Origin of the sequence: Paraburkholderia sp. UCT70 (assembly GCF_050434085.1) — a bacterium.
Lineage (GTDB): Bacteria > Pseudomonadota > Gammaproteobacteria > Burkholderiales > Burkholderiaceae > Paraburkholderia > Paraburkholderia tuberum.
Window position 1 is genome coordinate 4,082,208 of the sequence record NZ_JBNPVZ010000004.1, and the last position, 22,954, is coordinate 4,105,161.

A 22,954-nucleotide genomic window follows, 5' to 3' on the forward strand; every position below is an offset into this window, starting at 1 on the left:
GCGCCTGTCCCGCGAGGCGCTGCTCCGAAGCGGTGCGTGCCCCGGAAAGCAGAGATTATCCCCAAAACGTCATGTTTGAAGAAACCCGTGCCAATGTTCCGCTCGCCGAACGCCTGCGGCCACGCAATATCGACGAAGTGATCGGCCAGCCGCATCTGCTCGGTCCGAACAAGCCGCTCAGGGTCGCGTTCGAATCGGGCGAGGCCCATTCGATGATCCTGTGGGGCCCGCCGGGCGTCGGCAAGACCACGCTCGCGCGGCTGATGGCCGATGCGTTTCACGCGCAGTTCATCGCGTTGTCGGCGGTGCTGTCGGGTGTGAAGGATATCCGCGAGGCGGTCGAAACCGCGCAGATCCATCGCGCGAACGGCCATCAGACGCTGGTGTTCGTCGACGAAGTGCATCGCTTCAACAAGAGCCAGCAAGACGCGTTCTTGCCGCACGTCGAGTCGGGCCTGTTCGTGTTCGTCGGCGCGACGACCGAGAATCCGTCGTTCGAGGTCAATAGCGCGTTGCTGTCGCGCGCCGCCGTCTACGTGCTGAAGAGCCTGACCGACGACGAACAGCGCGAGCTGCTCGAGCGCGCGCGAAAGGAACTCGGCGGCCTCACGTTCACCGACGAAGCGCGCGCCGCGCTGATCGGATCCGCCGACGGCGACGGCCGCAAGCTGCTGAACAACCTCGAGATCGTCGCGCGCGCGGCCGCCCGGCAGAAGACCACCGAAATCGACGGCGCGTTATTGGGCAGCGCGCTCGCGGAGAATCTGCGCCGCTTCGACAAGGGCGGCGACGCCTTCTACGACCAGATCAGCGCGCTGCATAAATCCGTGCGCGGCAGCAACCCGGACGGCGCTCTGTACTGGTTCTGCCGCATGCTCGACGGCGGCGCGGACCCGCGCTATCTCGCGCGTCGCATCGTGCGCATGGCGTGGGAAGACATCGGCCTCGCGGACCCGCGCGCCGCGCGCATCACGCTCGACGCCGCCGAAACCTACGAGCGTCTCGGTTCGCCCGAAGGTGAGCTCGCGCTTGCGCAGGCGATCATCTATCTGGCGGTCGCGCCGAAATCGAATGCCGGGTACAACGCGTACAACGAGGCGCGGCGCTTCGTCGGCAAGGACCAGTCGCGCGCGGTGCCGGTGCATCTGCGCAACGCGCCGACGAAGCTGATGAAGGAACTCGGCTACGGCCACGACTACCGCTACGCGCACGACGAACCCGATGCGTACGCGGCCGGCGAAACCTATCTGCCCGACGGCATGCGCGAGCCGCATTGGTACGAGCCGACACCGCGTGGTCTCGAAGGCAAGATCGGCGAGAAGCTCGCGCGCCTTGGCGAGCTCGATGCGCGGTGGCGCGCCGAGAACAAGCCGAAGAAGGCTTGAGGCGTTTCACCTTTGCCGGTGCGCTAAAATCGCGTTTTCATACAACGAACATCCGTCCCATCCCATGCTCGACATCCAGCTGCTGCGCAAAGACCTCGACGGCGTCGCAAAGCGCCTCGCCGACCGCGGCTATACCCTCGACGTCGCGGCCTTCACCGCGCTCGAAGCGGAACGCCGCGATACCCAGACCCGTACCGAAGAACTGCAGGCGCGCCGCAACAGCCTGTCGAAGCAGATCGGCGCGATGAAAGGACGCGGCGAAGACACGTCGGCGGTGATGGCCGAAGTCGGCGGCATCGGCGACGAGATGAAGGCGTCGGCGGTCAAGCTCGAACACATCCAGAAGCGTCTGTCCGATCTGCTGCTGGACGTGCCGAATCTCGCGCACGAAAGCGTGCCGGTCGGCAACGACGAAGCCGGCAACGTCGAAGTGCGCCGCTGGGGCATGCCGCGTCAGTTCGACTTCGAGGTCAAGGATCACGTTGACGTCGGCACGCCGCTCGGCCTCGACTTCGAGACCGGCGCGAAGCTGTCGGGCGCGCGCTTCACGATGCTGCGCGGCCAGATCGCGCGGCTGCATCGCGCACTCGCGCAGTTCATGATCGACACGCACACGCAGCAGCACGGCTATACCGAGATCTACACGCCGTACATCGTCAATCCAGACATCCTGTACGGCACGGGCCAGCTGCCGAAGTTCGCGGACGATATGTTCCGCGTCGAAAAGGGCGGCGGTGAACACACGGTCACGCAGTACCTGATCTCGACCTCGGAAATTTCGCTGACGAACACGGTGCGTGAGAGCATCGTCGAAGCGGACGCGCTGCCGATCAGGCTGACCGCGCACTCGCCGTGCTTCCGCTCGGAAGCGGGCTCGTACGGCCGTGACACGCGCGGCATGATCCGCCAGCATCAGTTCGACAAGGTCGAGATGGTGCAGGTCGTAGCGCCAGACGCATCGTACGACGCGCTCGAGCAGATGGTCGGCCATGCGGAGGCGATTCTGCAAAAGCTCGAACTGCCGTATCGCGTGATCACGCTGTGCACCGGCGACATGGGCTTTTCCGCAGCGAAAACCTACGACCTGGAAGTGTGGCTGCCCGCGCAGAACACCTATCGTGAGATTTCGAGTTGCTCGAATACCGAGTCGTTCCAGGCGCGACGCATGCAGGCACGCTTCCGCAACGCGCAGGGCAAGCCGGAGCTCGTGCATACGCTCAACGGCTCGGGTCTCGCGGTGGGCCGCACGCTCGTCGCGGTGCTCGAGAACTTCCAGAACGCCGATGGCTCGGTGACGGTGCCCACGGCACTGCGGCCTTACCTCGGCGGCGTCGAGCGGCTGCAAGTGCCGGCGGCCTGAGCGTCGCCGATGCGCGCGCAGGCGCGGTGTCGTCGCGTGTCTGACGATGGATGCCGCGAACGGCATCGAGGTCCCGCGAAATTCTTTAGAAGTTTTTTCGACGAGGGGGCTTGGAAAACTGATTCGAGCTGTTCTATAATCTTTTTCTCCCGAGCAACGGCCCGCTTGGATCCGACGATGCAGTAGCGAGTTGGAATACCCGGAAAGGTGGCAGAGTGGTCGAATGTACCTGACTCGAAATCAGGCGTACGGTTTCCCCGTACCGTGGGTTCGAATCCCACCCTTTCCGCCAAATTCTGAAACCCCTTGATTTCACCGAGATCAAGGGGTTTTTGCTTTGAGTTCTCGAATGGCTTTGCCAAGGCAATTCGAAATTCTTCAAGCATCATTTCTATTTTGGCGAAATCCTTTGTTTCAATTTTTTACATGAGCCATTCCTTGCTCGTGGTCTTTTTCATCTCATTTCCATACAAATATCTTAAGTCATCCGTGCTGCACCGTCCGCTAATTCATATACCGGACATATTCGGGGTGTGGCTGGTGCACGCTATAAGGGGTCGAAGTCAGAAAATTTGCGGGCGACCCGCCCCCCAATCGACTTCTGAAAGTGCGAATCTTCGCCGACCCCACAGATCTTCGCAAGATCTGCCTTTTTTAACAAATAAATACGATTTTTGGCTGGGCTCGGTCATTCGTTCAGGGTACGATTTACGCCGTCAGAAGCTTTTACAGGAAGAATTTTCCTGAAAATGAAAGCTTCGGCAATCAATCAGTAAAAGGTTTGCAACGCAAACGTTTGCGAACCAACGCGCACCCAGCCCTGTCAATCTGAACCACCGCGAGGAGCACCTTCGCGCGCCTCGGTTCAATCGGACAACACAGACGTGCGTTCAAAGCACTTCCGGACAGTAGTCTTTAAGGCCTGCAAATTCATTTGCATCGAATCCTTATTCATTGTCCGTCGAATCACAGCGAATCCACCTTTTGGTCTTTTTATCGGGAATTTTCCCGACATTTGGAATTACTCCGCGATGATAAAACGACGTCAATTCATTGGGGGCCTGACGGCCCTGAGCGCAAGTTATCTTTTGGCCGCGTGTGGTGGGGGCAGTGGGTCATCGGACGCGAGTGGCAAGGCAGCCGCTGCGACTGGCGCTTCTGGTGCTGCGGCAGCTTCGGGTGCGTCCGGTGCCTCGAGCAATACAACGCCGACTGCGAAGACGAGCGACCCGAACAGCATCTCCATGCCGCCCGCCACGTCCATCACGGACAACTCCGGCAACGTCTGGACCCTTTCCGGAGGTTCGGTCTACCGCAACGGGTCGGCGGCAGGCAACACCTACAACGTCTCGCTCGTGCTGTTTTACGGCGGCGTGATTTATCACGAAGGTACGGGTGGTCAGTTCTACGAATGGACGGGCTCGGGCTGGGTGGGCTGCAACGACCCGCGCCTCGGCGGCACTTCGGCCGACGGCACCTCGCTGCCCGCTTCTCCGTACATCATCGACAAGTCCGGCGCAATCTGGACGCTGACTAACGGCGTCATTTACCGCAACGGGGCGACGGTCGGCAACACGTACAACGTCTCGCTCGTGTTGTGGTACGGCGGCAAGATCTGGCATTGCGGCACGGGTGGCCAGTTCTACGTGAACAACGACACCGCCGGCCATTGGCTGCCCTGTAACGATCCGCGCATCGCGATCGCACCGTCCGCCGGCATGTTCTACGGCATGAACGGCCACTTCGACTACAACTACACGCCCCAACAGATCGTGTCGATCCTGAAGGGCATGGGTTGCACGAGCTATCGCGTCGGCTGCAACAACACGTCGACCGAGTTGAACGCGGTGATCGGACTCGCGCAGGCTTTCCAGTCGGCGGGGATGACGCTGATCGTGCTGATCGGCCAGGGCGTCTACGACTCCAGCGGCAACCTGTGGGCTGGCGAGAATGCGGCTTACAGCCAGGGTTACGCGGTAGCCCAGGCCGTCGCGAACGCACTGAAGCCGTATGGCGTGACCATCTACGAATGCGGCAACGAGCTGACGCGGACGAACGCCACCGTGCTCAACTTCACTTATGCGGGCACGAGGGCGTCGGACTTCAACAACGCGAACTGGCCGGTGATGCGCGGCGTGATGCGCGGGATGATCGACGGCGTGAAGTCGGTTCAGTCCAACGCCAAATGCGGCATCAACTTCTGCGTGAACGACATCGGCGCGGCGGACGCGCTGTGGGACGGTATGCAGCCGGATGGTAGCGGCGGTTACCCGACCGTGCGCTGGGACATCACCACGTGGCACAACTACGAGGTGTATGGCGATCTGTTCGACGTCGGTACGGACGGCGCGCAGCCAGGCTTCGATCTGCCGATCTATTGCAAGGCCCGGTATGGCGTGCCGTTCATCGTCACCGAGTGGAACACCGGACCGGAGCAAACTGAGGCCTATCGTTCGAACTACATCTCGACGAAGCTCGGCGAGTACTATCAGAACCGCAAGACGCACAATATCCAGTCCGTCATGTATTACGTGCTCGACAGCGGCGACCAGACTTTCGGCATCATGCTCAACGGTTCACCGCTGAATCCGTCTTACAGTGCTTTCCAAAGCTTCACGGCGGCCCATCCCGACAACTAGGCCGCGAGTGTCGACGCAAGCGGTTCCGCCCGTCCGTAGTCGATGCCGCCCGGTGTCAAGAGCGACGTGTCGCCGGGCCTGGCGGCGGCGCCCAATCTTCCCTTCGGAGTATCGAGGCGGGGGTGCGGGCGCCTCATCCACCCCGAACCCCTCCATCACCTCCCTCAGCGCCCGCGCCTGATCCGCGGGCGACGCGGCCGCCGCCGCGCTTTTCTCGACGAGTGCCGCGTTCTGTTGCGTGACCTCGTCCATTTGCGTGATCGCGATGCCCAACTGCTGAATCCCATCGCTCTGTTCACGCGACGCCTGCGCGATTTCACTACGATGCTCGTCACGCGCGACGCGCGCGAGTTCACTCGCCTCTTCGGCAATGCTCGCGTTGAGCTGCACGATCGCGGTGAGCTGCTCCATCGCCGAGGCCGTCTCGCCGAGCGAGGCAACCTGCTTCCCGGTGCGCTGCGGCAGATCCAATCCGTGTCGCCGCCGCGAATTGCGTCGATCGATCTGTCGATGCCATCGTTGCGCACCGCGGTTGCGCTCGGCGTCGAGATCGGCGGTGAACGTGGCGCGTTCCGCGGCGGCGGCTGATCGAAATCGCCGAGAGCGTCGGTGATGCATCGGAGAAGGCGCTCCGCACGACTTGGCGAAGAGCGGGGCGCAGCGGGCGGCGTGACGGAAGGCCTGGAATTTAGTATGGAAAGCTGAACGATTGACGTTGCCGGCTCGATGATCCTTCGAGTTCCTTTGCTCTTAAGTCGATGCGAGCGCCCAGGCCCGCAACGGGCCGCGCAAAAACTGTCATCCTGATTCGGGCGCGCGCCCCGCAGCAAGCCGCGACAGCGCCACCGCCGCTTCTAGCGCACCGCTTCAGCCGATTTGCGCGGGGTCCATCCGCGATCCTCTGTACAATTGCCCGAAATCGCCCAATCGACCGGCGGTTGCGGGCCGCCGGGCTTTCGGGCGCGGCGGGTCATCTCGCGCTTGACCCGCGACTCACATCGACTGAATTCATGGCCATTACCTACAAGACTCCCGACGATATCGCGAAGCTGCGCATTGCGGGCCGCCTCGCGGCCGATGTGCTGGCAATGATTGGCGAGCACGTCAAGGCAGGCGTCTCCACCGACGACCTCGACGCGCTGTGCAACGACTACATCGTCCACACGCAGAAAGCGATTCCGGCCAACGTCGGCTATCTGGGCTTTCCGAAGACCGTCTGCACGTCGGTCAACCATGTCGTGTGTCACGGCATTCCGAATCGCAACGAGATCCTGAAGGACGGCGACATCATCAACATCGACGTCGCGATCATCAAGGACGGCTATTTCGGCGACACGAGCCGCATGTACTGCGTCGGCCAGTCGAGCACGGTCGCGCGTGCGCTGATCGACACGACCTACGAGGCGATGGTGGCCGGCATCCGCGAGGTGAGGCCGGGCGCGACGCTCGGCGACGTCGGCCACGCGATCCAGAAGGTCGCGCAGCGCGAGGGCTTCTCGGTCGTGCGCGACTACTGCGGGCACGGCATCGGCAAGGTCTATCACGAGGACCCGCAGGTGCTGCACTATGGGCAGCCGGGGCAGGGCGTGCGCCTGAAGCCGGGCATGGTCTTCACGATCGAGCCGATGATCAACGCGGGCCGCGCCGGCACGTCGGTACAGCGCGACGGCTGGACCGTGATCACGAAGGACCGCTCGCTGTCGGCGCAATGGGAGCACATGGTCGCCGTGACCGACGACGGCTATGAACTGCTGACGCCGTGGCCGGACGGCACGGGCGACTACGACGCGCCGTGAGCGGGACCGCATATTCTGGTCAATAATAAATTTGACTCGCCGGCCGGTTCGGTTAAAGCTACGCGTTAGGGTTTCCAGGGGTTTTTGTCTGCATGAGTCCGTCATTGACCGTTCGCCGCATCACTGCTGATCAGGGCGCCGTTTTTCGCGAACTCCGCACGGCCTCGCTGCGGGAGGCGCCGTACGCCTTCGGCGCGACGCTCGAGGAGGCGTTGTCGGTCGATGCCGCCAGTTTCGACGCGACCGCGGCGAATCACGCGGTTTCGCAGTCCGTCGGTGCATTCCTGCTCTATACCGAGGGTCATCCGGCCGGGCTGATCGAGGCGCATTTCGACGACACCGCGGCGCGCCGCGCGTTCGTCTGCGAGTTGTGGGTGGCGCCGGCCGTGCGGCATCTGCGCGGCGGCGAGCTGCTCGTCGATACCGCGAGCAGCTGGCTCGCGAATGCGGGCGCCACGGAAATCTACGCGTGGGTCGCCGACGCGAACCGCAACGCGATGCGCTTTTACGAAGCGCTCGGCTTTGGCCCGACCGGCGAGCACCGGCGCGTCGAGCGCGCACCCGAGCAGGTCGAAAGTCTGCTGGTGCGGCACGTGCCGACTACTTCGCAGGTGTTACAGCAGTGATCGCCCAAGCGGCGCGTCGCGCGCGCCGCTTGTCTTCGCCGTCCCTTCATCACGGTCTTTTTCCCGCCAGCGTTTCTTTCGCACCGTCGCGCGTCGATCGCATCGACGATACGCGTTGCGCCCGCGCGCGAGCACCGATTCTCCCGGGAAAAATAGTGGCCGCGCGCGTGTACGCCTGTAAAATACGCAAAATTTTTCGCCGAACGCTATGTCGCCCAAGAAATCGCCCTTTTTCGAACTGCGCAGCGGCTCTGTCGACGCGCTGATGTTCGTGGTCAAAACGACCGACCTCGATGCGATGCGTGCCGAGCTGACGCGACGCTTCGAGGCGACCCCCGAATTCTTCGCTAACGACGTCGTCGCGATCGACGTGCGGCGTCTCGCCGGCAACGAACGCGTGCCGCTCGCCGACATCGCGCAACTGCTCGACAGCGTGCGCATGCGTCCGGTCGGCGTGGTCGCGAATGCGGAGCAACAGTGGGCGACGGAGTCGGGATTGCCGCTGCTCGAAGCGCGCGATCGCCGCGGCGCGCCGGCGAAGCAGGCCGATGAGGACAGCACGGCGAGCGCGGCAAACGCGGCGGCAGGCACCGAAGCAAGCGCGGGCACGAGCGCGTCCGCCAGCTCTGCATCCGCAACCGCCAGCGCGGCCACGGGCACGGCCGCTGCCGCCGCCGTCGAACCCACGCCCGCCGCCGAGCCGGTGCGTCTTGCCACGTCGCCGCAAACGATGGTGGTCGACAAGCCGTTGCGCTCGGGTCAGCGTATTTACGCAAAAGGCGATCTGGTCGTGCTCGGTCTGGTCAGCTACGGCGCCGAGGTGATCGCGGAAGGCAACATCCACATTTACGCGCCGCTGCGCGGCCGGGCGTTGGCCGGCGTGCAGGGCAATCACGACGCGCGCATCTTCTGCACGTGTCTCGAACCGGAACTGATCTCGATCGCGGGCATCTATCGAACGACCGAGAACCCGCTGCCGGCCGACGTGCTCGGCAAGCCGGTGCAGATCTGGCTCGAAGAAGAAAAACTGATGATCGAACCGCTGCGGCTCACGTAAAGCGCCGCGAAACGCGCGCTGCCCCGAGCGATTGCGGCACGCGGCGTTTCACGGCGAGGCGGGCCGCGCACCAATTGACGCATTTGACGAACACAAGGTAAGGGTAATGGCAAAAATCATTGTGGTGACTTCGGGCAAGGGTGGCGTGGGCAAGACGACCACGAGCGCGAGCTTTGCGTCGGCCCTCGCGTTGCGCGGCAGCAAGACCGCCGTGATCGACTTCGACGTCGGCCTGCGCAACCTCGACCTCATCATGGGCTGCGAGCGCCGCGTCGTGTACGACCTGATCAACGTGATCCAGGGCGAAGCGAATCTGAATCAGGCGCTGATCAAAGACAAGAAATGCGAGAACCTGTTCATCCTGCCGGCCTCGCAAACGCGCGATAAAGACGCGCTGACGATGGAAGGTGTCGAGAAGGTCATCAACGATCTGATTGCGATGGACTTCGAATACATCGTCTGCGATTCGCCGGCCGGTATCGAGTCGGGCGCGCTGCTTGCGATGCACTTCGCCGACGAAGCGCTGATCGTGACGAACCCGGAAGTGTCGTCGGTGCGCGACTCCGATCGCATTCTCGGCATCCTGTCGTCGAAGACCAAGCGCGCGATCGAAAGCAAGGAGCCGATCAAGGAGCACCTGCTGATCACCCGCTACAACCCGAAGCGCGTCAGCGAAGGCGAAATGCTGTCGCTGACCGACATCCAGGAAATTCTGCGCATCGACCTGATCGGCGTGATTCCGGAATCGGAAGCGGTGCTGCACGCGTCGAACCAGGGTCTGCCGGCCGTGCATCTGGACGGCACCGATGTGGCCGAAGCCTATAAGGACGTCGTGTCGCGTTTCCTCGGCGAGCAGAAATCGCTTCGCTTTGTCGATTACCAGAAGCCCGGGCTGCTGCAGCGCCTCTTCGGCACCAAGTAAGGGGAGCGCACGTAATGTCGATTCTTTCGTTTTTGCTGGGCGAGAAAAAGAAGTCCGCGTCGGTAGCGAAGGAACGCCTGCAGTTGATCATCGCGCACGAGCGCGCCGGCGGCCATGCGCCCGCCGATTATCTGCCTGCGTTGCAACGCGAACTGGTGGCCGTGATCTCGAAGTACGTGAAGATTTCCGACGACGATATTCGCGTCAGTCTCGAGCGTCAGGACGATCTCGAAGTGCTCGAAGTCAAGATCGAAATACCCCAGGCCTGAGCTTCGGATGGACCGCGGTCCATCTCGCATCATGTGCAGGACGTCGCATGGCGTCGCGTCGGAGCGACGTGATGCGGTGCGGCGTTCGGCTCGTCCTCTGGCTTCTGTCTGAAGCCGTCTCTTCGCATCTCCACGGCGCTCGCCATTTCCCGGTCGAAATGAACCGTTGCACTCCAGCGGGGCCGTTACATGCGCAACGTCAGCCTCGCGTCGCCCTCGCGCATTTAACCGGTTACGCCGCATAAAAAGATTCTGCTCGTGCTCGCCGCCCTGGCGGCGATGCTGGCCGGCTGCGTCGTTGTGCCGGCGCGGCCGCCGTATGCGCATGCGCCGCGCGTGGTCGTCTACTGACGCGGCGAGTCGGAGGTATCCGTCGTGATGTCGTCTGCGGCATCGTCGGCGCCCGGCTCGCCGTCCTCGCTTTCCGCTTCCGGCACCTCGACCTGGGGCACTTCCGGCGCTGGCGCAGGCGTGGGCTGCGGCAGCGGCGCCACGTAGCGCTCGGCGAGCGACTCATAGAGCGGCGGCGCGAACAGGCGGGACACTCGGCTCGCGATCAACGCGGTGGCCATCAGCGAAATCACGAGCGCGTGGCCGTCGATCATCTCCATCACGATCACGAACGAAGTGATCGGCGACTGCGTGACCGCGGCCAGATAGCCGACCATCGCGAGCGCGATCAGCATCGGCAATTGCATCGAATCGAACACCATGTGCAGCAGATTGCCGAAGCCCGCGCCGATCGACAGCGACGGCGCGAAGATGCCACCCGGAATGCCCGGCAGGTATGAGCCGACCATCGCGATCATCTTCAGGAACGGATAGAACACCGACAACTGCTCGTGTCCCTCGAGCAGGCCGCGCGCTTCCGTATAGCCGCTGCCGAACGTCGTGCCGCCCGAGATCACGCCGACCACCGCGATCGCGAAGCCGCACAGCGCGGCGAACACGACCGGCCGCTCGCGGTGCAACTGACGCAGCGGCTCCGGAATCCAGCGCGCGGTATTGAGCAGCAGCCAGCCGAAGACACCGCCCGCGATTCCCGTGACGATCGCGGTGAGCACCACCGCGACGGCGAGCAGATCGGGAAAATGCGCGCCGATCTGGATCGTGCCGAAATACGTGTAGTTGCCGTTCAGGCCCAGTGCGACGACACCCGCGATGATGATCGCCGTGATCAGCACGCCACTCGTGCGCGCCTCGAAGCTGCGCGTCAATTCCTCGATTGCGAATACGACGCCCGCGAGCGGTGTATTGAACGCCGCCGACAAACCCGCTGCCGCGCCCGCCAACGCGAGCTGCCGTTCGATCTGCGCATTCGAGCGCGGATAGAACCGGCGCAGATTGAACATCAGCGCGGCGCCGACCTGCACGGTCGGTCCTTCACGGCCGATCGTAAAGCCGCCGAGAATCGCGAGAAACGACACGCCGATTTTGCCGAGCAGAATTCGCAGCGACAGCAGCCGCGCGCCGTATCCGCGCTGTTTCGTGTGCAGCGTTGCGATCACCTGCGGGATGCCGCTGCCCTCGGAGCCGCGAAAGAACTTGCGCGTGAGCCAGACCGCGAGTGCGGCGACCGCGGGCGTGATCACGAGCGGCGCCCACACATACCGCTGCCGGACATCGAGAAACGCGTCATACCCCCAGTCGATCAGGCGCGCATACAGCACCGCGACCAGGCCGACGGCGATGGCACCGAGCCAGAAGATGCCGTATTGCCGCCACAGGCGTTTCGCGCGACGCATGACAGTTGGCGAACGGGAAGGGAAGGGCCGGGACATGAATTAGATTCGTGCAAAGCGCCAAGTATAAAGCGTGCGGGACCGACCAGAATACGTGAAAGATGTTCGAAATAATGAAGTGAAGTGAATCGTCAGGCGGATATCCTTTTGCTGTAATGTGCCGTATTGAGAATCGGATCGCGCGCAACGGCCATTTGGCGGGGATCGGTAAAAGCGTCAGCTAGAATAGTTTCAACTTCGAACAACGAACAGACCCTCAATGAAGCGAATCCTTATCGTCAAGGTCACTTCACTAGGCGATATCGTGCAGGCGTTGCCAGTCGTCGCCGACATCAAACGCGCATTTCCTGGCGTTCAGGTGGATTGGGCGGCGGATGAAGCATTTGCGCAAGTCGTGCATTGGAGCCAAGGCGTCGATCGCGTGCTGTGCGCGCCGCTGCGCCGCTTCAAGAAGGCGCGTCGCTGGAGTGATCTGAAGGCGATCTGGGCATCGATCGCCGAGTTGCGCGCGTATCGCTACGACTACATCATCGACATTCACGGCGTCTACAAGAGCGCGATCATCGCCTTCCTCGCGCGCTCGTCGCGGCGCATCGGCTATCAATCCGAGGATCTGGGCGAGCGTGGCGCCGCGTTCGCCTACACCGGGCGTTTCGGCCCACGTCCGCAAGGCAGCGCGTGGCACGGCATGCGCATCAGCGCCAGCGAGGCGCTCGGCTACGAGGTGGAAGGGCCGCCCATCTACGACCTGCAACTACCCGAAACCGTCCCGCAGCCGTTCGCGACGCAAGACGCGCCTGTCGCGGCGCTCTTTCACGCCACCTCGAAAGCCGACAAGAAATGGCCGCTCACGCACTGGGCGGCGCTTGGACGCGAGTTGAGCGAGCGCGGTTTCCGTGTGGTGCTGCCGTGGGGTTCGGACGGTGAGCTTGCCGAAGCCAGGCAGATCGCCGCGCAGGTGCCAGGCGCAACCGTGCTGCCGCCATTGAGTGTGACCGAAGTTGCGCAGATGATCGGCGCGTGCGCGCTCGTGATCGGTACCGATACGGGTTTCGTGCACCTCGCGCATGCGCTGCAGAAGCGCACCGTGATGATCTTCGTCGCGACCTCGCCATCGCATTGCGGCGTCGAGGCACCGTATCGCTCGACCTCGATCGGCGACGGCCACTCGGTGCCGCCCATCAGCGCGGCGCTCGAAGCGATCGACTACGTGTACGTGGCAGAGCCGGTGCTCGCGATGCAGCACGGATCAGCCGCCGCCTGAGTTCGTTCGCGCGCTCGCGCAATCGTTTGCGCAATAGAAAAGAGGCGCGACGCGTAGTCCACCCTTGCTGGCGGGGACTGCATCGTCGCGCCTCAAAGAACGCCCGTGTCGGGGAACAGCGGGCGGAGAGGAATCGATTACACGTCTGTTAAAACTGTCGCTTTTCGTTGGACGCCGAAGCGTCCGATGCGCGGACGCCAAGGCGGCAAGCTGATACGCCGCGGTGCATCGAGGCGCTCGCACGGCGCGCGTTGAACCGCTCGATTGCGGCGACGCTGGCGCGGCCAGCAAGGTTTCTATCGCGACAGTGCGCTCAACTGAGTATAGGCGGTGTTTTCCGCCATGGTGGCGCGATCCGGCGGCAGCGGGGCGGGTCGATCGAACGTGCCGATCCAGCGCGCCGGTCCTGTAACAGCTCGGTGATGCACCCTTACAAATGGCAACGTTCGCTGCGGCGCGCATCGTGTCCAATCGGGTCATTCGGGGTTTGCGCTCGAATCAATCTGACTCGATGGAGAACAACATGAAACGCTTGATCCTGACTCTCGTGGCCGGCACGCTGCTCGCATCGGCACTCGGCGGCTGCGTTATCGCGCCGGCGCCGGGCTATTACTACGGCGGCGGTGGCTACTACCATCACGGCTACTACTACCGCTAAGCCGCGCGGGGTGCTCAGGCCCGGAGCACCAGCCTCAGGCGGCCAGCATTTCGAACGCGACCACCGCGGCAATGGCCGCGGCGTTCGCGGCTAGCGCCTCGACCGCGATGGATTTCCATGTCGTCGGACGGAAGCGCAGGGCGAGCAGCAGCGAGCCGAGCAAGGCCAGCGCGATGATCGTCACGATATCGGCATTGTGAAGATGGACGTTCATGCGGATCTCCCCGTTTCTTATAGGGTTATGTCAGGGAGTATAGGCAAGTCAAAAGGACGCGCAAGGCGGGGGTTTTACCCGGGCCGGGCCGCGAAAACAGCGAGGAAATAATGCCCGCTGCATGCCGCCGCAGACGCGTAAAAACTGCGCGGGTGCAGCATCGATCGAACCTCGGCAAACGCGCATCGACGAAAGCGTTGTTCCGCCGATGCGCGTTGCATCATTTCATCAAACTCTCATCACGCGTCTCGCGCATGCACAGCACGCCGACAAGGCTCACGGCCGCGGCGACCGACACGTACGCGCCGACCCACGCCAAGCCGCCGTGCGCGGCGAGCACCTGCGCGATATACGGTGCGACCGACGCGCCGAGAATCCCGCCGAGGTTGTACGCGACGCCGGCGCCCGTATAGCGCACGTTGGTCGGAAACAGCTCCGGCAGCAGCGCGCCCATCGGCGCGAAGGTCACGCCCATCAGGAACAGCTGGATCACGAGAAACAGCAGCACGAGCAACGGCTCGCCGCTGCCGAGCAGCGGCGCCATCGTGAAGCCCGACAGGATCGCCGCGATGATGCCGACGATCAGCACCGGCTTGCGCCCGAAGCGATCGCTCGCACGGGCCGACAGCGGCGTTGCGATTGCCATGAACACGACCGCGATGCACAGCAGGCCGAGGAACGTCTGCCGCGGAATATGCAGCGACCCGACGCCGTACGACAGTGAGAACGTCGTCGCGTTGTAGAACAACGTGTAGCAGACCACCATCGCGAGCGCGCCGAGCACGGTCGGCCGCCAGTGCTGCGAGAACAGCGTCGCGATCGGCACGCGCACGCGCTCCTTGCGCTCGATCGCTACCTGGAACGCGGGCGTTTCGGCAATCTTCAGCCGCACGTACAGCCCGAGCGCGACGAGCACCGAGCTGACGATGAACGGCACGCGCCAGCCCCAGCTGCGGAACTGCTCGTCGGAGAGCGACATTGCGAGCGCGAAGAACAGGCCGTTGGACGCGAGAAAGCCGATCGAGGGCCCGAGCTGCGGGAACATGCCGAACCAGCCGCGTTTGCCGGCCGGCGCGTTTTCGGTGGCGAGCAGCGCGGCGCCGCCCCATTCGCCGCCGAGGCCGATACCCTGGCCGAATCGCAGCGCGCACAGCAGGATCGGCGCGAGGCTGCCGATCGCGTCGTAGCCCGGCACGAAGCCGATCAGCGTGGTCGACAGGCCCATCACGAGCAGCGACGCAACCAGAGTCGATTTGCGGCCGATGCGGTCGCCGAAGTGGCCGAACAGGAACGAGCCGATCGGTCTCGCGACGAACGCGATGCCGAACGTGACGAACGCCGACAGCGCCTGCGCGGTGGCCGAGCCATGCGGGAAGAATACCGGTCCGATCACGAGCGCCGCGGCGGTCGCGTAGACATAGAAATCGTAGAACTCGATCGCGGTGCCGATGAAGCTCGCGAAGATGATCCGCGCGCTACTGTTTTGCCCGCTTGCGGGCTGAGCGGCGGAAATCGGCGAAGTGGACATGCAGGGTCTCCAATTGTATGAGGCCGCGGCGCGCTGACCCGTGCTTCGCAGACAGGCGGCGCGCAACGGCGGCATCCTCGTTGAGGTATAGGTTTGGGCGCCGCACGCGGGGTGGCGGCGCGGCACTGCAGTCGGCTCATGCGCCGCGCCGGCGGGTGTGCGGACGGCGTGAGCCATGCCGGAAGGCTCCGGCGTGGGGAATCGGAAAATTATAGCGAGCGCGCTCGTCGCGCAGCAATGGCGGCGTAAGTTTGCGCGGCAACGGGGGGGGGGGGGGTTATGAGTTATGCGCGATGATTCGAGTAGCTCGCGCGTGGCCGACCCATGCGCGGATGCGCTGGGCGGTGCGTGTCAGCGCACGCGCCAACCGCGCTCAGTCGTAAGTTTCCGCTTGCGGCGAGGCGAGTTCGCGCAGCTGGAATTTGCCGTTGTCGTTGAACAGCCAGTCTTCGAATAGCTCGAGCTGGCCGCGGCCGTTCAGCAGCTTGCCGGGCGGTAGCGGCAGCGGCGCCGAGCGGCGCAGCGTCGCGAGCGCGGTGCTTTCGGCTTCGTCGTCGCCGTTCGTGCGATACACCGACGACTCGACGATGTGTCCATAACGATCGACCGTGAACGACACCACCACCAGCGAGCGCAGCATCGGCTGAGGCCTGCCCTGGAGCACATACGACGGATTGCGCTCGACGATCCGTCGTGCGACCGCGTCGCGATATTGATCGAGCGTCGCGCTGTTGATCGCGGCCACCGGTGTGCTGACGGTTTCGTGCGGCGTCAGCGGTGTGATCGTGCAGCCGGCCACGGCGACAACACCGAGCGCGGCGAGCGATAGCCGATGCATGCGAGCGGCCGTGAAGGAGCGCAGAGCCACACGGTGAGAAACAGGAGGGGGAGAAGTGCGAGAGAGCATCGTCGACGAACCGCGAGGAGAACCTGATTGAATGGTAGTCAAAAACCGCCGGGATTCAATTGGCGTTCGCCCGCCGGATGTCATCGTGCGTGCCCCGCTGAGGCGCTTTGCTTTCCGCTGTAATCGCCGGAAATGTGCGCGCATTGGTCGGCGAGCGAAACCCGCCTACACTCTGATGGCCTCTTGCTGAGGCATCGGTGGAAGTCTTTTCAGCCCGCTTCTGGCGGGCTTTCTTTTGCCTTCGATTCGCCATTCGCACGCGGCAATAAAAAAGGCGAACCCGCCAAACGGGTCCGCCTTTTCGATCCCGGTTCAACCAGCCACGCCGCAAGCTGAGGCTCACGGCGCTGCCCAGGCGTCGATTACTTCAACGTCGCACGCGCCGCTTTCACCGCGGCCAGCACCTGCTCGGGCGCTGTGCCGCCCGGATGATTGCGGCTCGCCACCGAGCCCTCGAGCGTCAGATACGAGAACACGTCGTCGCCGATCAGATGCGCGACGTTCGGCAGTTCGCCGCGCATTTCGTCGAGCGTCAGGTCCGCGAGATCGCAGCCGCGATCGGCGCACACGCGCACCGCGAGCGCGACTGCTTCGTGCGCGTCGCGGAACGGCAGGCCGCGCTTGACGAGATAGTCGGCGAGGTCCGTCGCGGTCGAGAAGCCTTGCAGCGCGGCGTCGCGCATCGCCTGCGGCTTGACCGTGATGCCGGCGACCATTTCGGCGAAGATGCGCAGCGTGTCGGCGACCGTATCGACGGTGTCGAACAGCGGCTCCTTGTCTTCCTGGTTGTCCTTGTTGTACGCGAGCGGCTGGCCCTTCATCAGCGTGAGCAGCGCCATCAGATGGCCGTTCACGCGGCCGGTCTTGCCGCGCGCGAGTTCGGGCACGTCCGGGTTCTTCTTCTGCGGCATGATCGACGAGCCAGTGCAGAAACGGTCGGCCAGATCGATGAAGCCGACGCGCGGGCTCATCCACAGCACCAGTTCTTCGGAGAAGCGCGACACGTGCGTCATCACGAGTGCGGAGGCGGCCGTGAATTCGATCGCGAAGTCGCGGTCGGAGACTGCGTCGAGCGAGTTCGCGCAGATGCCGTCGAAGCCGAGCGTCTTCGCCACGGCGTGACGGTCGATCGGATAGCTGGTGCCGGCGAGCGCGGCCGCGCCGAGCGGCAGACGGTTCACGCGCCTGCGGCAGTCGATCATGCGCTCGGCGTCGCGCGAGAACATTTCGACGTACGCGAGCAGATGGTGGCCGAACGTGACGGGCTGCGCGACCTGCAGGTGCGTGAAGCCGGGCATGATGGTCGCGGCGTTCTTCTCCGCGATCTCGAGCAGCGCCACGCGCAGTTCGGTGAGCAGCTCGCCGATGCGGTCGATCTCGCCGCGCAGCCACAGGCGGATGTCGGTCGCGACCTGGTCGTTGCGTGAGCGGCCGGTGTGCAGGCGCTTGCCGGCGTCGCCGATCAGCGCGGTCAGGCGCGCTTCGATGTTCAGGTGCACGTCTTCGAGATCGAGCTGCCATTCGAACTCGCTGCGCTCGATTTCACCTTTGATCTGCGCCATGCCGCGCTGGATCGCAGCTAGGTCGTCGGCGGAAATGATCTTCTGCGCGGCGAGCATCGACGCGTGCGCGAGCGACCCTTCGATGTCGACGAACGCCAGACGCTTGTCGAAGAAAACCGACGACGTGTAGCGTTTGACGAGTTCCGACATCGGCTCCGAGAAGCGAGCCGACCAGGCTTCGCCTTTTTTGTGCAGTTGGGACGTCATGGTGTTGGGCGGTAAAAACGAGCGGTGAAGAGGCTGGCAACGCGAGTGCGCGAATCGCGCAGAAGCGCCGCCGCAGCGAAGAAAGACGAAGATTTTAACACCGGGTGAGGGCGGCCAAAGCGCTGCCGCCCATCCCGGGCCTACTCGCGCACCAGCACCACGAGCTTCAGATCCTCGCGATGCGCGGGCTTGAACGTGATCTGGTCATAAACGATGCGCCCGTCGCGCGGATGGTTGAACTCGCGCCTGCCACCTTCGCGCCCGCCGACGTCCTGGGAGGCCCAGTAGCGTGCGAACTCGTCGCTAACGGCCGACAGCGAATCGATCAGCCCACGTGTGGGCGCATCGTTCAGATGGCGGATGGAGTCGGCGCGGAATTCGGCGGCGAGCCGCCGCGCGCGCGTTTCCCAATCGACGATCAACGCGCGCGCGGCCGGCTCGGTGAACGTGTAGCGCAGCAGGTTGCGGTCGTGCGCGCCGTCGAGCCAGCCGACGAACAGATCGGCCGCGCGCTCGTTCCACGCAAGCGCATTCCACTGCCGGTCGAGCACGTAGGCGGGTGTGTCGATGAGCTGCACGGTTTGCAGCAGCGTGGCGGGCGCATCGGCGGCGGCCGGGTCGGGCTCGGCCGGATCGCGTTGCGCGGCCAGCTCGAACAGATACGCGCGCTCGGCGCGCGACAGCTGCAACGCGACCGCGATGCGCGCGAGCGCATCGGCGGAAGCGGACACTGGCCGGCCCTGCTCGATCCACGTGTACCAGGTCGGGCTCACGCCGCACAGCTGCGCAACTTCCTCGCGCCGCAGACCGGGCGTGCGGCGACGCGGCCCCGGCGGCAGCCCGACCGCCTGCGGCGACAGCCGCTCGCGATGGGCGCGGATGAAGTCGCCGAGCGCGCGGGCCGGGGTGGCGTCGAGCGGCGGCGGGTGATCGGCGGAGGACGGCGTCGTCATGCTATCGGCTGCGCGTGGAGGGGGTAATCGAGATACCAGAATAATTGACGAACTTGTACTGGTACATGGCGGACTCTATTGTAGCGGCTGGATTCGCGCAATGAGAAAAGCGGGGTGTGACCTGCGTCGGCCACACCCGGCTTTTTGTCCACCAATGCGGCAACCTCAACCGGTATTGCGCAACCCCGCCGCGATTCCGTTGATGCTCAAATGAATGCCGCGCCGCACGCGCGCATTCGTGTCGCCCGCGCGATAGCGTTTGAGCAGTTCGACCTGCAGGTGATTGAGCGGATCGAGGTACGGGAAGCGATTCTTGATCGAGCGCGCGAGCAGCGGATTCTCGGCGAGCCGGTCGCTCTTGCCGGTGATCTCCGACAACACCTTCGACGTGCGCTCCCACTCGGCGACGATGCGCTCGAACACATGCTTGCGCAGCTTCTTGTCGGTCACGAGCGCGGCATAACGCGACGCGACCGCGAGGTCGGTCTTCGCGATGACCATGTCCATGTTCGACATCAGATTCGAAAAGAACGGCCAGTTCTTGTGCATCTTCTGCAGCAGCGCGAGACGGCGCGCGCGTTCGGCGTCGGACGGCGCGCTGTCCAGGTGCTCGGCGACCGCGCTGCCGAAGCCGTACCAGCCGGTCAGCAGCAGCCGGCATTGACCCCACGAGAAGCCCCACGGAATCGCGCGCAGATCCTCGATCTTGCGTTGCTTCGGATCCTGCAGCTTGCGCGACGCGGGGCGGCTGCCGATGTTCAGCTCGGCGATCTCCGCGATCGGTGTGGACTCGAAGAAATACTCCTTGAAGCCCGGCGTTTCGTAGACGAGCGCGCGATACGCGGCCATCGCCGTATCGGACAGCTGCTGCATCGTTTCCTCGTACACCGGCAGCTCGGCCAACGTGTGGTCGTGCGGCAGCAGCGACGCTTCGAGCGTCGCGGCCACGACGGTTTCCAGATTGCGCCGGCCGATTTCCGGATTTGCGAACTTGCTCGCGATCACTTCGCCCTGCTCGGTCAAACGGATCTGACCGTCGACGGTGCCCGGCGGCTGTGACAGGATCGCCTGGTAGGTCGGGCCGCCGCCGCGCCCGACGGTGCCGCCGCGCCCATGGAACAGACGCAGCGTCAAGCCGCGTTCGTTGAACAGCGACACGAGCGCAAGCTCCGCGCGATACAGCTCCCAGTTCGACGTCAGGAAGCCGCCGTCCTTGTTGCTGTCCGAGTAGCCGAGCATCACTTCCTGCTCGTTGCCCTGATGTTCGATCAGCGCGCTAATGCCCGGCAGCGCGATCAGATCGCGCATGATGTGCGGCGCGTTGCGCAGGTCGGGGATCGTCTCGAACAGCGGGATCACCATCAGGCCGGCGCGCGCGGGGTCGTGCTCGTCGCCGAGGCGTCCGCGCAACAGGCCGGTTTCCTTCTGCAGCAGCATCACCTCGACCAGGTCGGTAACGGTCTCCGTGTGCGAAATGATGTAGTTGCGCACCGCGCGCGCGCCGAACTTCTCGCGCGTCATGCGCGCTTCCTCGAGCACCGCGAGTTCGCTTTTCACGAGCTCGGAGTAGTCGGCGGAGCGCACCCGCAGCGCGCGCGGCTGCGCGAGCTCGGCGAGCAGCACGGTCAGCTTGTCGGCTTCCGGCAACGCCGCGTAATCGTCCTCGACACCGGCGCGCTTGAGCAGCTCGGCGATCACCGCTTCGTGGATGTCGGAGCTTTGCCGCAGATCGATGCTCGCGAGATGGAAGCCGAACACTTCGGCCGCGCGCGCGAGCGGCGCGAGACGCGGCGCGGCGAGCGGCGCGCCGTGATGCTCGGCGAGCGAATCCATCAGCACGTGGAGGTCGCGCACGAAGTCGGCGGCGTCGTCGTAGGGGATCGCGCGGACCGGCGCCGCGCCTCGGCCGGCGCTGCGCAGCGGCACGCTGCCTTCGCCCAGGCGCACGCGCGCGCTTGCCGCGAGCCGCGTGTAGATGCCGATCAGCGCGCGACGATACGGCTCGTCGGTGCGATGCGGCGAATGGTCGGGCGAGATGTCCGCGAGCTCATTCAGCGCATCGCTCGCGCCGACGAGCACATTCGACATCGATAGCTCCGCGCCGAGCTTGTGCACCTGCTCCAGGTAGTGCTCGAAGATCACCGCGGCCTGCCGCGTGATCGCGTTTTCGAGCGTTTCGGCGGTGACGTTCGGATTGCCGTCGCGATCGCCGCCGATCCAGCTGCCCATCTGGAAGAACGGCGGCAGGCGCGCTTCGAGGCCATGCTCCTTCAGCGCCTCCTCGATGTCGGCGTACAGCGCCGGCAGTTCTTCGAGGAAGGTGCTGCGGTAGTACGACAGCGCGTTTTCGATTTCGTCGGCGACCGTCAGACGCGAGTCGCGCAGCATGCGCGTTTGCCACAGCGACGTGACGCGCGCGCGCAGCATCGCTTCGTTGTGCGCGCGCTCGCGGTTCGTCAGCGGCTGGTCGCGCTCGGCGAGCAGACGCGCGATGTCGTGCTGCGCGTCGAGAATGCTCTTGCGCTGCACTTCGGTCGGGTGCGCGGTCAGCACCGGCATGATCAGCGCGTCGTCGAAAAACCGCTGCAGCACCGGTGTCGCGGCGGCACCAGCCGCGGCGAGCCGCTCGAGCGCATGGGCGATCGTGCCCGGCTGCGAGGCCGAGCCCGCGAGCGCGTGAATTCGGTGACGGCGGTTGCGGTGACGGTCCTCGGCGATGTTCGCGAGATGCGAAAAGTAGCTGAACGCGCGCACGACGCTGACGGTCTGCTCGGGCGTCAGCGTGCGCAGCTTCTTGTCGAGCGTCTGCGCGGCGGCGCTGTCGTCCTCGCGACGGAAACGCACTGCCGTCTGCCGGATCGTCTCGACGATGTCGAACACCGCCTCGCCTTCCTGCTCGCGCAGCACGTCGCCGAGCAGACGCCCGAGATAGCGGATGTCCTGGAACAGCGGGTGGTCCTTGTCCTCGCGCGTGCGGCCGCCGCTCTTCGCGGTGGTCGCGGCGGCGGACTCAGCCGGCGGTACGACCTTCGGTTTCAACGGTTTCGCGGCGCGCGGGGGTGTTGCGTCGCCATCGACCTTGGCCTTGGCCGGCTTGCGCGCGGTGGCCGATGTCGCGGCCTGTTCAGCCTTGCTGGCCTTGCCGGCTTTCGACGCCTTTTGCGCCTTGTCCTGCTTGACGGGCACCGAGGTCTGCGCGGCCTTCGGGGCTTTGGTGGCGCGAGCGGCGAGGGCGCGGCGCGTGGCGCGCTGGTCGGCGCGCGTGTCGCCATGTTGACCGACGCTCGACGATATGGCGTGCGCGGCAACGTCGGACAGGGCGTCAGGCGCCGCGGCGTCGGCCGGGCGAGCGGTGGGCGAGGCAGTGTTGCGGCGGGCGGGGCGCGCCGATCCGGAAGACGTCACGATGAGTTTCCTCGGGGAAGCCAGAGTCTGTTGATTGATGAACTGCGACTGCGGAACTGCAACCAGCAAGTGCAACGTGAACTGCGTGCAACAGGGACTACGCAACGGACTACAAGACGGACTGCTAGTGCAACTGCAACGGAGACTTGAAACGGCGACTGTACACGGCGATTGCTCGACCCACTAGAAGCGGGGCCTGCGCGTGCCGCACCGCGTACGCGGAACGACACGAGCGCTGCCGAATCGCGCGACGCCGACGAGGGAGAGAGGAGCCACGGGCTGCCAGCCCGCGCTGGGACCGAACACGCGGCAGGCATTGCCTCAGCATGTTCGCCGCATTGCATCATCCCGCGTGCCGCCGCGCAGTGCGCGAACGACCGTACGTGACAACGCGCAATGGGGGCCTTCGCGCATGGCGCGAAGCCCGTCTCCTCCGTCGATACCGCTTGCGCACGGCGCT

18 protein-coding genes and 1 tRNA gene are annotated in these 22,954 nt (G+C 64.5%); 12 read left to right on the plus strand and 7 right to left on the minus strand.

Annotated elements, in window-relative coordinates; all coding sequences use genetic code 11:
* Window positions 1-71: 71 nt before the first annotated feature.
* The 10 genes from OKW41_RS44565 to minE all read left to right on the plus strand — a co-directional run bounded on the left by OKW41_RS44565 (window position 72) and on the right by minE (window position 10,054).
* Window positions 72-1,385: a replication-associated recombination protein A gene (locus OKW41_RS44565; RefSeq protein WP_429576360.1), complete on the plus strand. Its 1,314-nt coding sequence runs from the start codon at window positions 72-74 to the stop codon at window positions 1,383-1,385.
* Window positions 1,386-1,449: 64 nt separating this feature from the next.
* A complete protein-coding gene (serS, locus tag OKW41_RS44570; protein ID WP_429576361.1) occupies window positions 1,450-2,745 on the plus strand; it encodes a serine--tRNA ligase in 1,296 nt (431 codons plus the stop codon).
* Between the two features lie 201 nt (window positions 2,746-2,946).
* Window positions 2,947-3,037, plus strand: a tRNA-Ser gene (locus OKW41_RS44575).
* Window positions 3,038-3,776: 739 nt separating this feature from the next.
* Window positions 3,777-5,384, plus strand: coding sequence for a hypothetical protein (locus tag OKW41_RS44580; RefSeq protein WP_429576362.1), 1,608 nt, complete (start codon window positions 3,777-3,779; stop codon window positions 5,382-5,384).
* A 42-nt stretch (window positions 5,385-5,426) separates the two neighbouring features.
* Entirely contained in the window at window positions 5,427-5,972 is a 546-nt protein-coding gene (locus tag OKW41_RS44585; protein ID WP_429576363.1) for a hypothetical protein, read from the plus strand.
* A 422-nt stretch (window positions 5,973-6,394) separates the two neighbouring features.
* The gene (map, locus tag OKW41_RS44590) at window positions 6,395-7,180 is read left to right on the plus strand and encodes a type I methionyl aminopeptidase (protein WP_429576364.1); all 786 of its coding nucleotides are present in this window, start codon (window positions 6,395-6,397) and stop codon (window positions 7,178-7,180) included.
* Window positions 7,181-7,272: 92 nt separating this feature from the next.
* Window positions 7,273-7,806, plus strand: a complete 534-nt coding sequence (locus OKW41_RS44595) for a GNAT family N-acetyltransferase (protein WP_429576365.1) — start codon at window positions 7,273-7,275, stop codon at window positions 7,804-7,806.
* Window positions 7,807-8,014: 208 nt separating this feature from the next.
* Window positions 8,015-8,863 carry a septum site-determining protein MinC gene (gene minC / locus OKW41_RS44600; protein WP_429576366.1) on the plus strand — a complete coding sequence of 283 codons (849 nt, stop codon included), beginning with the start codon at window positions 8,015-8,017 and terminating at the stop codon, window positions 8,861-8,863.
* A gap of 106 nt (window positions 8,864-8,969) precedes the next feature.
* Window positions 8,970-9,785 (plus strand): septum site-determining protein MinD, encoded by an 816-nt coding sequence (gene minD / locus OKW41_RS44605; protein WP_184065409.1) that lies wholly within the window; start codon window positions 8,970-8,972, stop codon window positions 9,783-9,785.
* A 14-nt stretch (window positions 9,786-9,799) separates the two neighbouring features.
* On the plus strand, window positions 9,800-10,054 hold the full coding sequence (gene minE, locus OKW41_RS44610; protein ID WP_008922443.1) for a cell division topological specificity factor MinE: 255 nt from the start codon (window positions 9,800-9,802) through the stop codon (window positions 10,052-10,054).
* A 344-nt stretch (window positions 10,055-10,398) separates the two neighbouring features.
* Here the strand turns inward: minE and OKW41_RS44615 are convergent, their stop codons facing one another.
* Window positions 10,399-11,835 carry a chloride channel protein gene (locus OKW41_RS44615; RefSeq protein ID WP_429576367.1) on the minus strand — a complete coding sequence of 479 codons (1,437 nt, stop codon included), beginning with the start codon at window positions 11,833-11,835 and terminating at the stop codon, window positions 10,399-10,401.
* Window positions 11,836-12,055: 220 nt separating this feature from the next.
* On the opposite strand from OKW41_RS44615, the gene waaC reads away from it, so the two are divergent.
* Complete coding sequence (gene waaC, locus OKW41_RS44620) at window positions 12,056-13,060, plus strand: lipopolysaccharide heptosyltransferase I (RefSeq protein WP_429576368.1); 1,005 nt, start codon at window positions 12,056-12,058, stop codon at window positions 13,058-13,060.
* A 523-nt stretch (window positions 13,061-13,583) separates the two neighbouring features.
* Window positions 13,584-13,718, plus strand: a complete 135-nt coding sequence (locus OKW41_RS44625) for a hypothetical protein (RefSeq protein WP_260321106.1) — start codon at window positions 13,584-13,586, stop codon at window positions 13,716-13,718.
* A 34-nt stretch (window positions 13,719-13,752) separates the two neighbouring features.
* Here OKW41_RS44625 and OKW41_RS44630 read toward each other — a convergent pair whose 3' ends face one another.
* From OKW41_RS44630 to ppc, 6 genes are all read right to left on the minus strand, one after another.
* Window positions 13,753-13,932 carry a hypothetical protein gene (locus tag OKW41_RS44630; protein WP_429452665.1) on the minus strand — a complete coding sequence of 60 codons (180 nt, stop codon included), beginning with the start codon at window positions 13,930-13,932 and terminating at the stop codon, window positions 13,753-13,755.
* A gap of 220 nt (window positions 13,933-14,152) precedes the next feature.
* The gene (locus OKW41_RS44635; RefSeq protein ID WP_429452664.1) at window positions 14,153-15,460 is read right to left on the minus strand and encodes an MFS transporter; all 1,308 of its coding nucleotides are present in this window, start codon (window positions 15,458-15,460) and stop codon (window positions 14,153-14,155) included.
* Between the two features lie 373 nt (window positions 15,461-15,833).
* The gene (locus OKW41_RS44640) at window positions 15,834-16,367 is read right to left on the minus strand and encodes a TonB C-terminal domain-containing protein (protein WP_184021206.1); all 534 of its coding nucleotides are present in this window, start codon (window positions 16,365-16,367) and stop codon (window positions 15,834-15,836) included.
* Between the two features lie 362 nt (window positions 16,368-16,729).
* Window positions 16,730-18,136 carry an argininosuccinate lyase gene (gene argH / locus OKW41_RS44645; RefSeq protein ID WP_429576369.1) on the minus strand — a complete coding sequence of 469 codons (1,407 nt, stop codon included), beginning with the start codon at window positions 18,134-18,136 and terminating at the stop codon, window positions 16,730-16,732.
* A gap of 140 nt (window positions 18,137-18,276) precedes the next feature.
* On the minus strand, window positions 18,277-19,089 hold the full coding sequence (locus tag OKW41_RS44650) for a helix-turn-helix transcriptional regulator (protein ID WP_429576370.1): 813 nt from the start codon (window positions 19,087-19,089) through the stop codon (window positions 18,277-18,279).
* A gap of 165 nt (window positions 19,090-19,254) precedes the next feature.
* Window positions 19,255-22,494, minus strand: coding sequence for a phosphoenolpyruvate carboxylase (gene ppc / locus OKW41_RS44655; protein ID WP_429576371.1), 3,240 nt, complete (start codon window positions 22,492-22,494; stop codon window positions 19,255-19,257).
* Window positions 22,495-22,954 lie beyond the last annotated feature (460 nt).

Excerpts from the sequence above, each read along its gene's own strand:
- map (WP_429576364.1), top strand. The coding sequence starts at position 6,395 with ATGGCCATTACCTACAAGACTCCCGACGATATCGCGAAGCTGCGCATT.
- OKW41_RS44565 (WP_429576360.1), top strand. The coding sequence starts at position 72 with ATGTTTGAAGAAACCCGTGCCAATGTTCCGCTCGCCGAACGCCTGCGG.
- minD (WP_184065409.1), top strand. The coding sequence starts at position 8,970 with ATGGCAAAAATCATTGTGGTGACTTCGGGCAAGGGTGGCGTGGGCAAG.
- OKW41_RS44615 (WP_429576367.1), bottom strand. The coding sequence starts at position 11,835 with ATGTCCCGGCCCTTCCCTTCCCGTTCGCCAACTGTCATGCGTCGCGCG.
- OKW41_RS44625 (WP_260321106.1), top strand. The coding sequence starts at position 13,584 with ATGAAACGCTTGATCCTGACTCTCGTGGCCGGCACGCTGCTCGCATCG.
- minE (WP_008922443.1), top strand. The coding sequence starts at position 9,800 with ATGTCGATTCTTTCGTTTTTGCTGGGCGAGAAAAAGAAGTCCGCGTCG.
- OKW41_RS44630 (WP_429452665.1), bottom strand. The coding sequence starts at position 13,932 with ATGAACGTCCATCTTCACAATGCCGATATCGTGACGATCATCGCGCTG.
- minC (WP_429576366.1), top strand. The coding sequence starts at position 8,015 with ATGTCGCCCAAGAAATCGCCCTTTTTCGAACTGCGCAGCGGCTCTGTC.
- serS (WP_429576361.1), top strand. The coding sequence starts at position 1,450 with ATGCTCGACATCCAGCTGCTGCGCAAAGACCTCGACGGCGTCGCAAAG.
- OKW41_RS44635 (WP_429452664.1), bottom strand. The coding sequence starts at position 15,460 with ATGTCCACTTCGCCGATTTCCGCCGCTCAGCCCGCAAGCGGGCAAAAC.
- OKW41_RS44580 (WP_429576362.1), top strand. The coding sequence starts at position 3,777 with ATGATAAAACGACGTCAATTCATTGGGGGCCTGACGGCCCTGAGCGCA.
- OKW41_RS44595 (WP_429576365.1), top strand. The coding sequence starts at position 7,273 with ATGAGTCCGTCATTGACCGTTCGCCGCATCACTGCTGATCAGGGCGCC.
- waaC (WP_429576368.1), top strand. The coding sequence starts at position 12,056 with ATGAAGCGAATCCTTATCGTCAAGGTCACTTCACTAGGCGATATCGTG.
- OKW41_RS44585 (WP_429576363.1), top strand. The coding sequence starts at position 5,427 with ATGCCGCCCGGTGTCAAGAGCGACGTGTCGCCGGGCCTGGCGGCGGCG.
- argH (WP_429576369.1), bottom strand. The coding sequence starts at position 18,136 with ATGACGTCCCAACTGCACAAAAAAGGCGAAGCCTGGTCGGCTCGCTTC.
- OKW41_RS44640 (WP_184021206.1), bottom strand. The coding sequence starts at position 16,367 with ATGCTCTCTCGCACTTCTCCCCCTCCTGTTTCTCACCGTGTGGCTCTG.
- OKW41_RS44650 (WP_429576370.1), bottom strand. The coding sequence starts at position 19,089 with ATGACGACGCCGTCCTCCGCCGATCACCCGCCGCCGCTCGACGCCACC.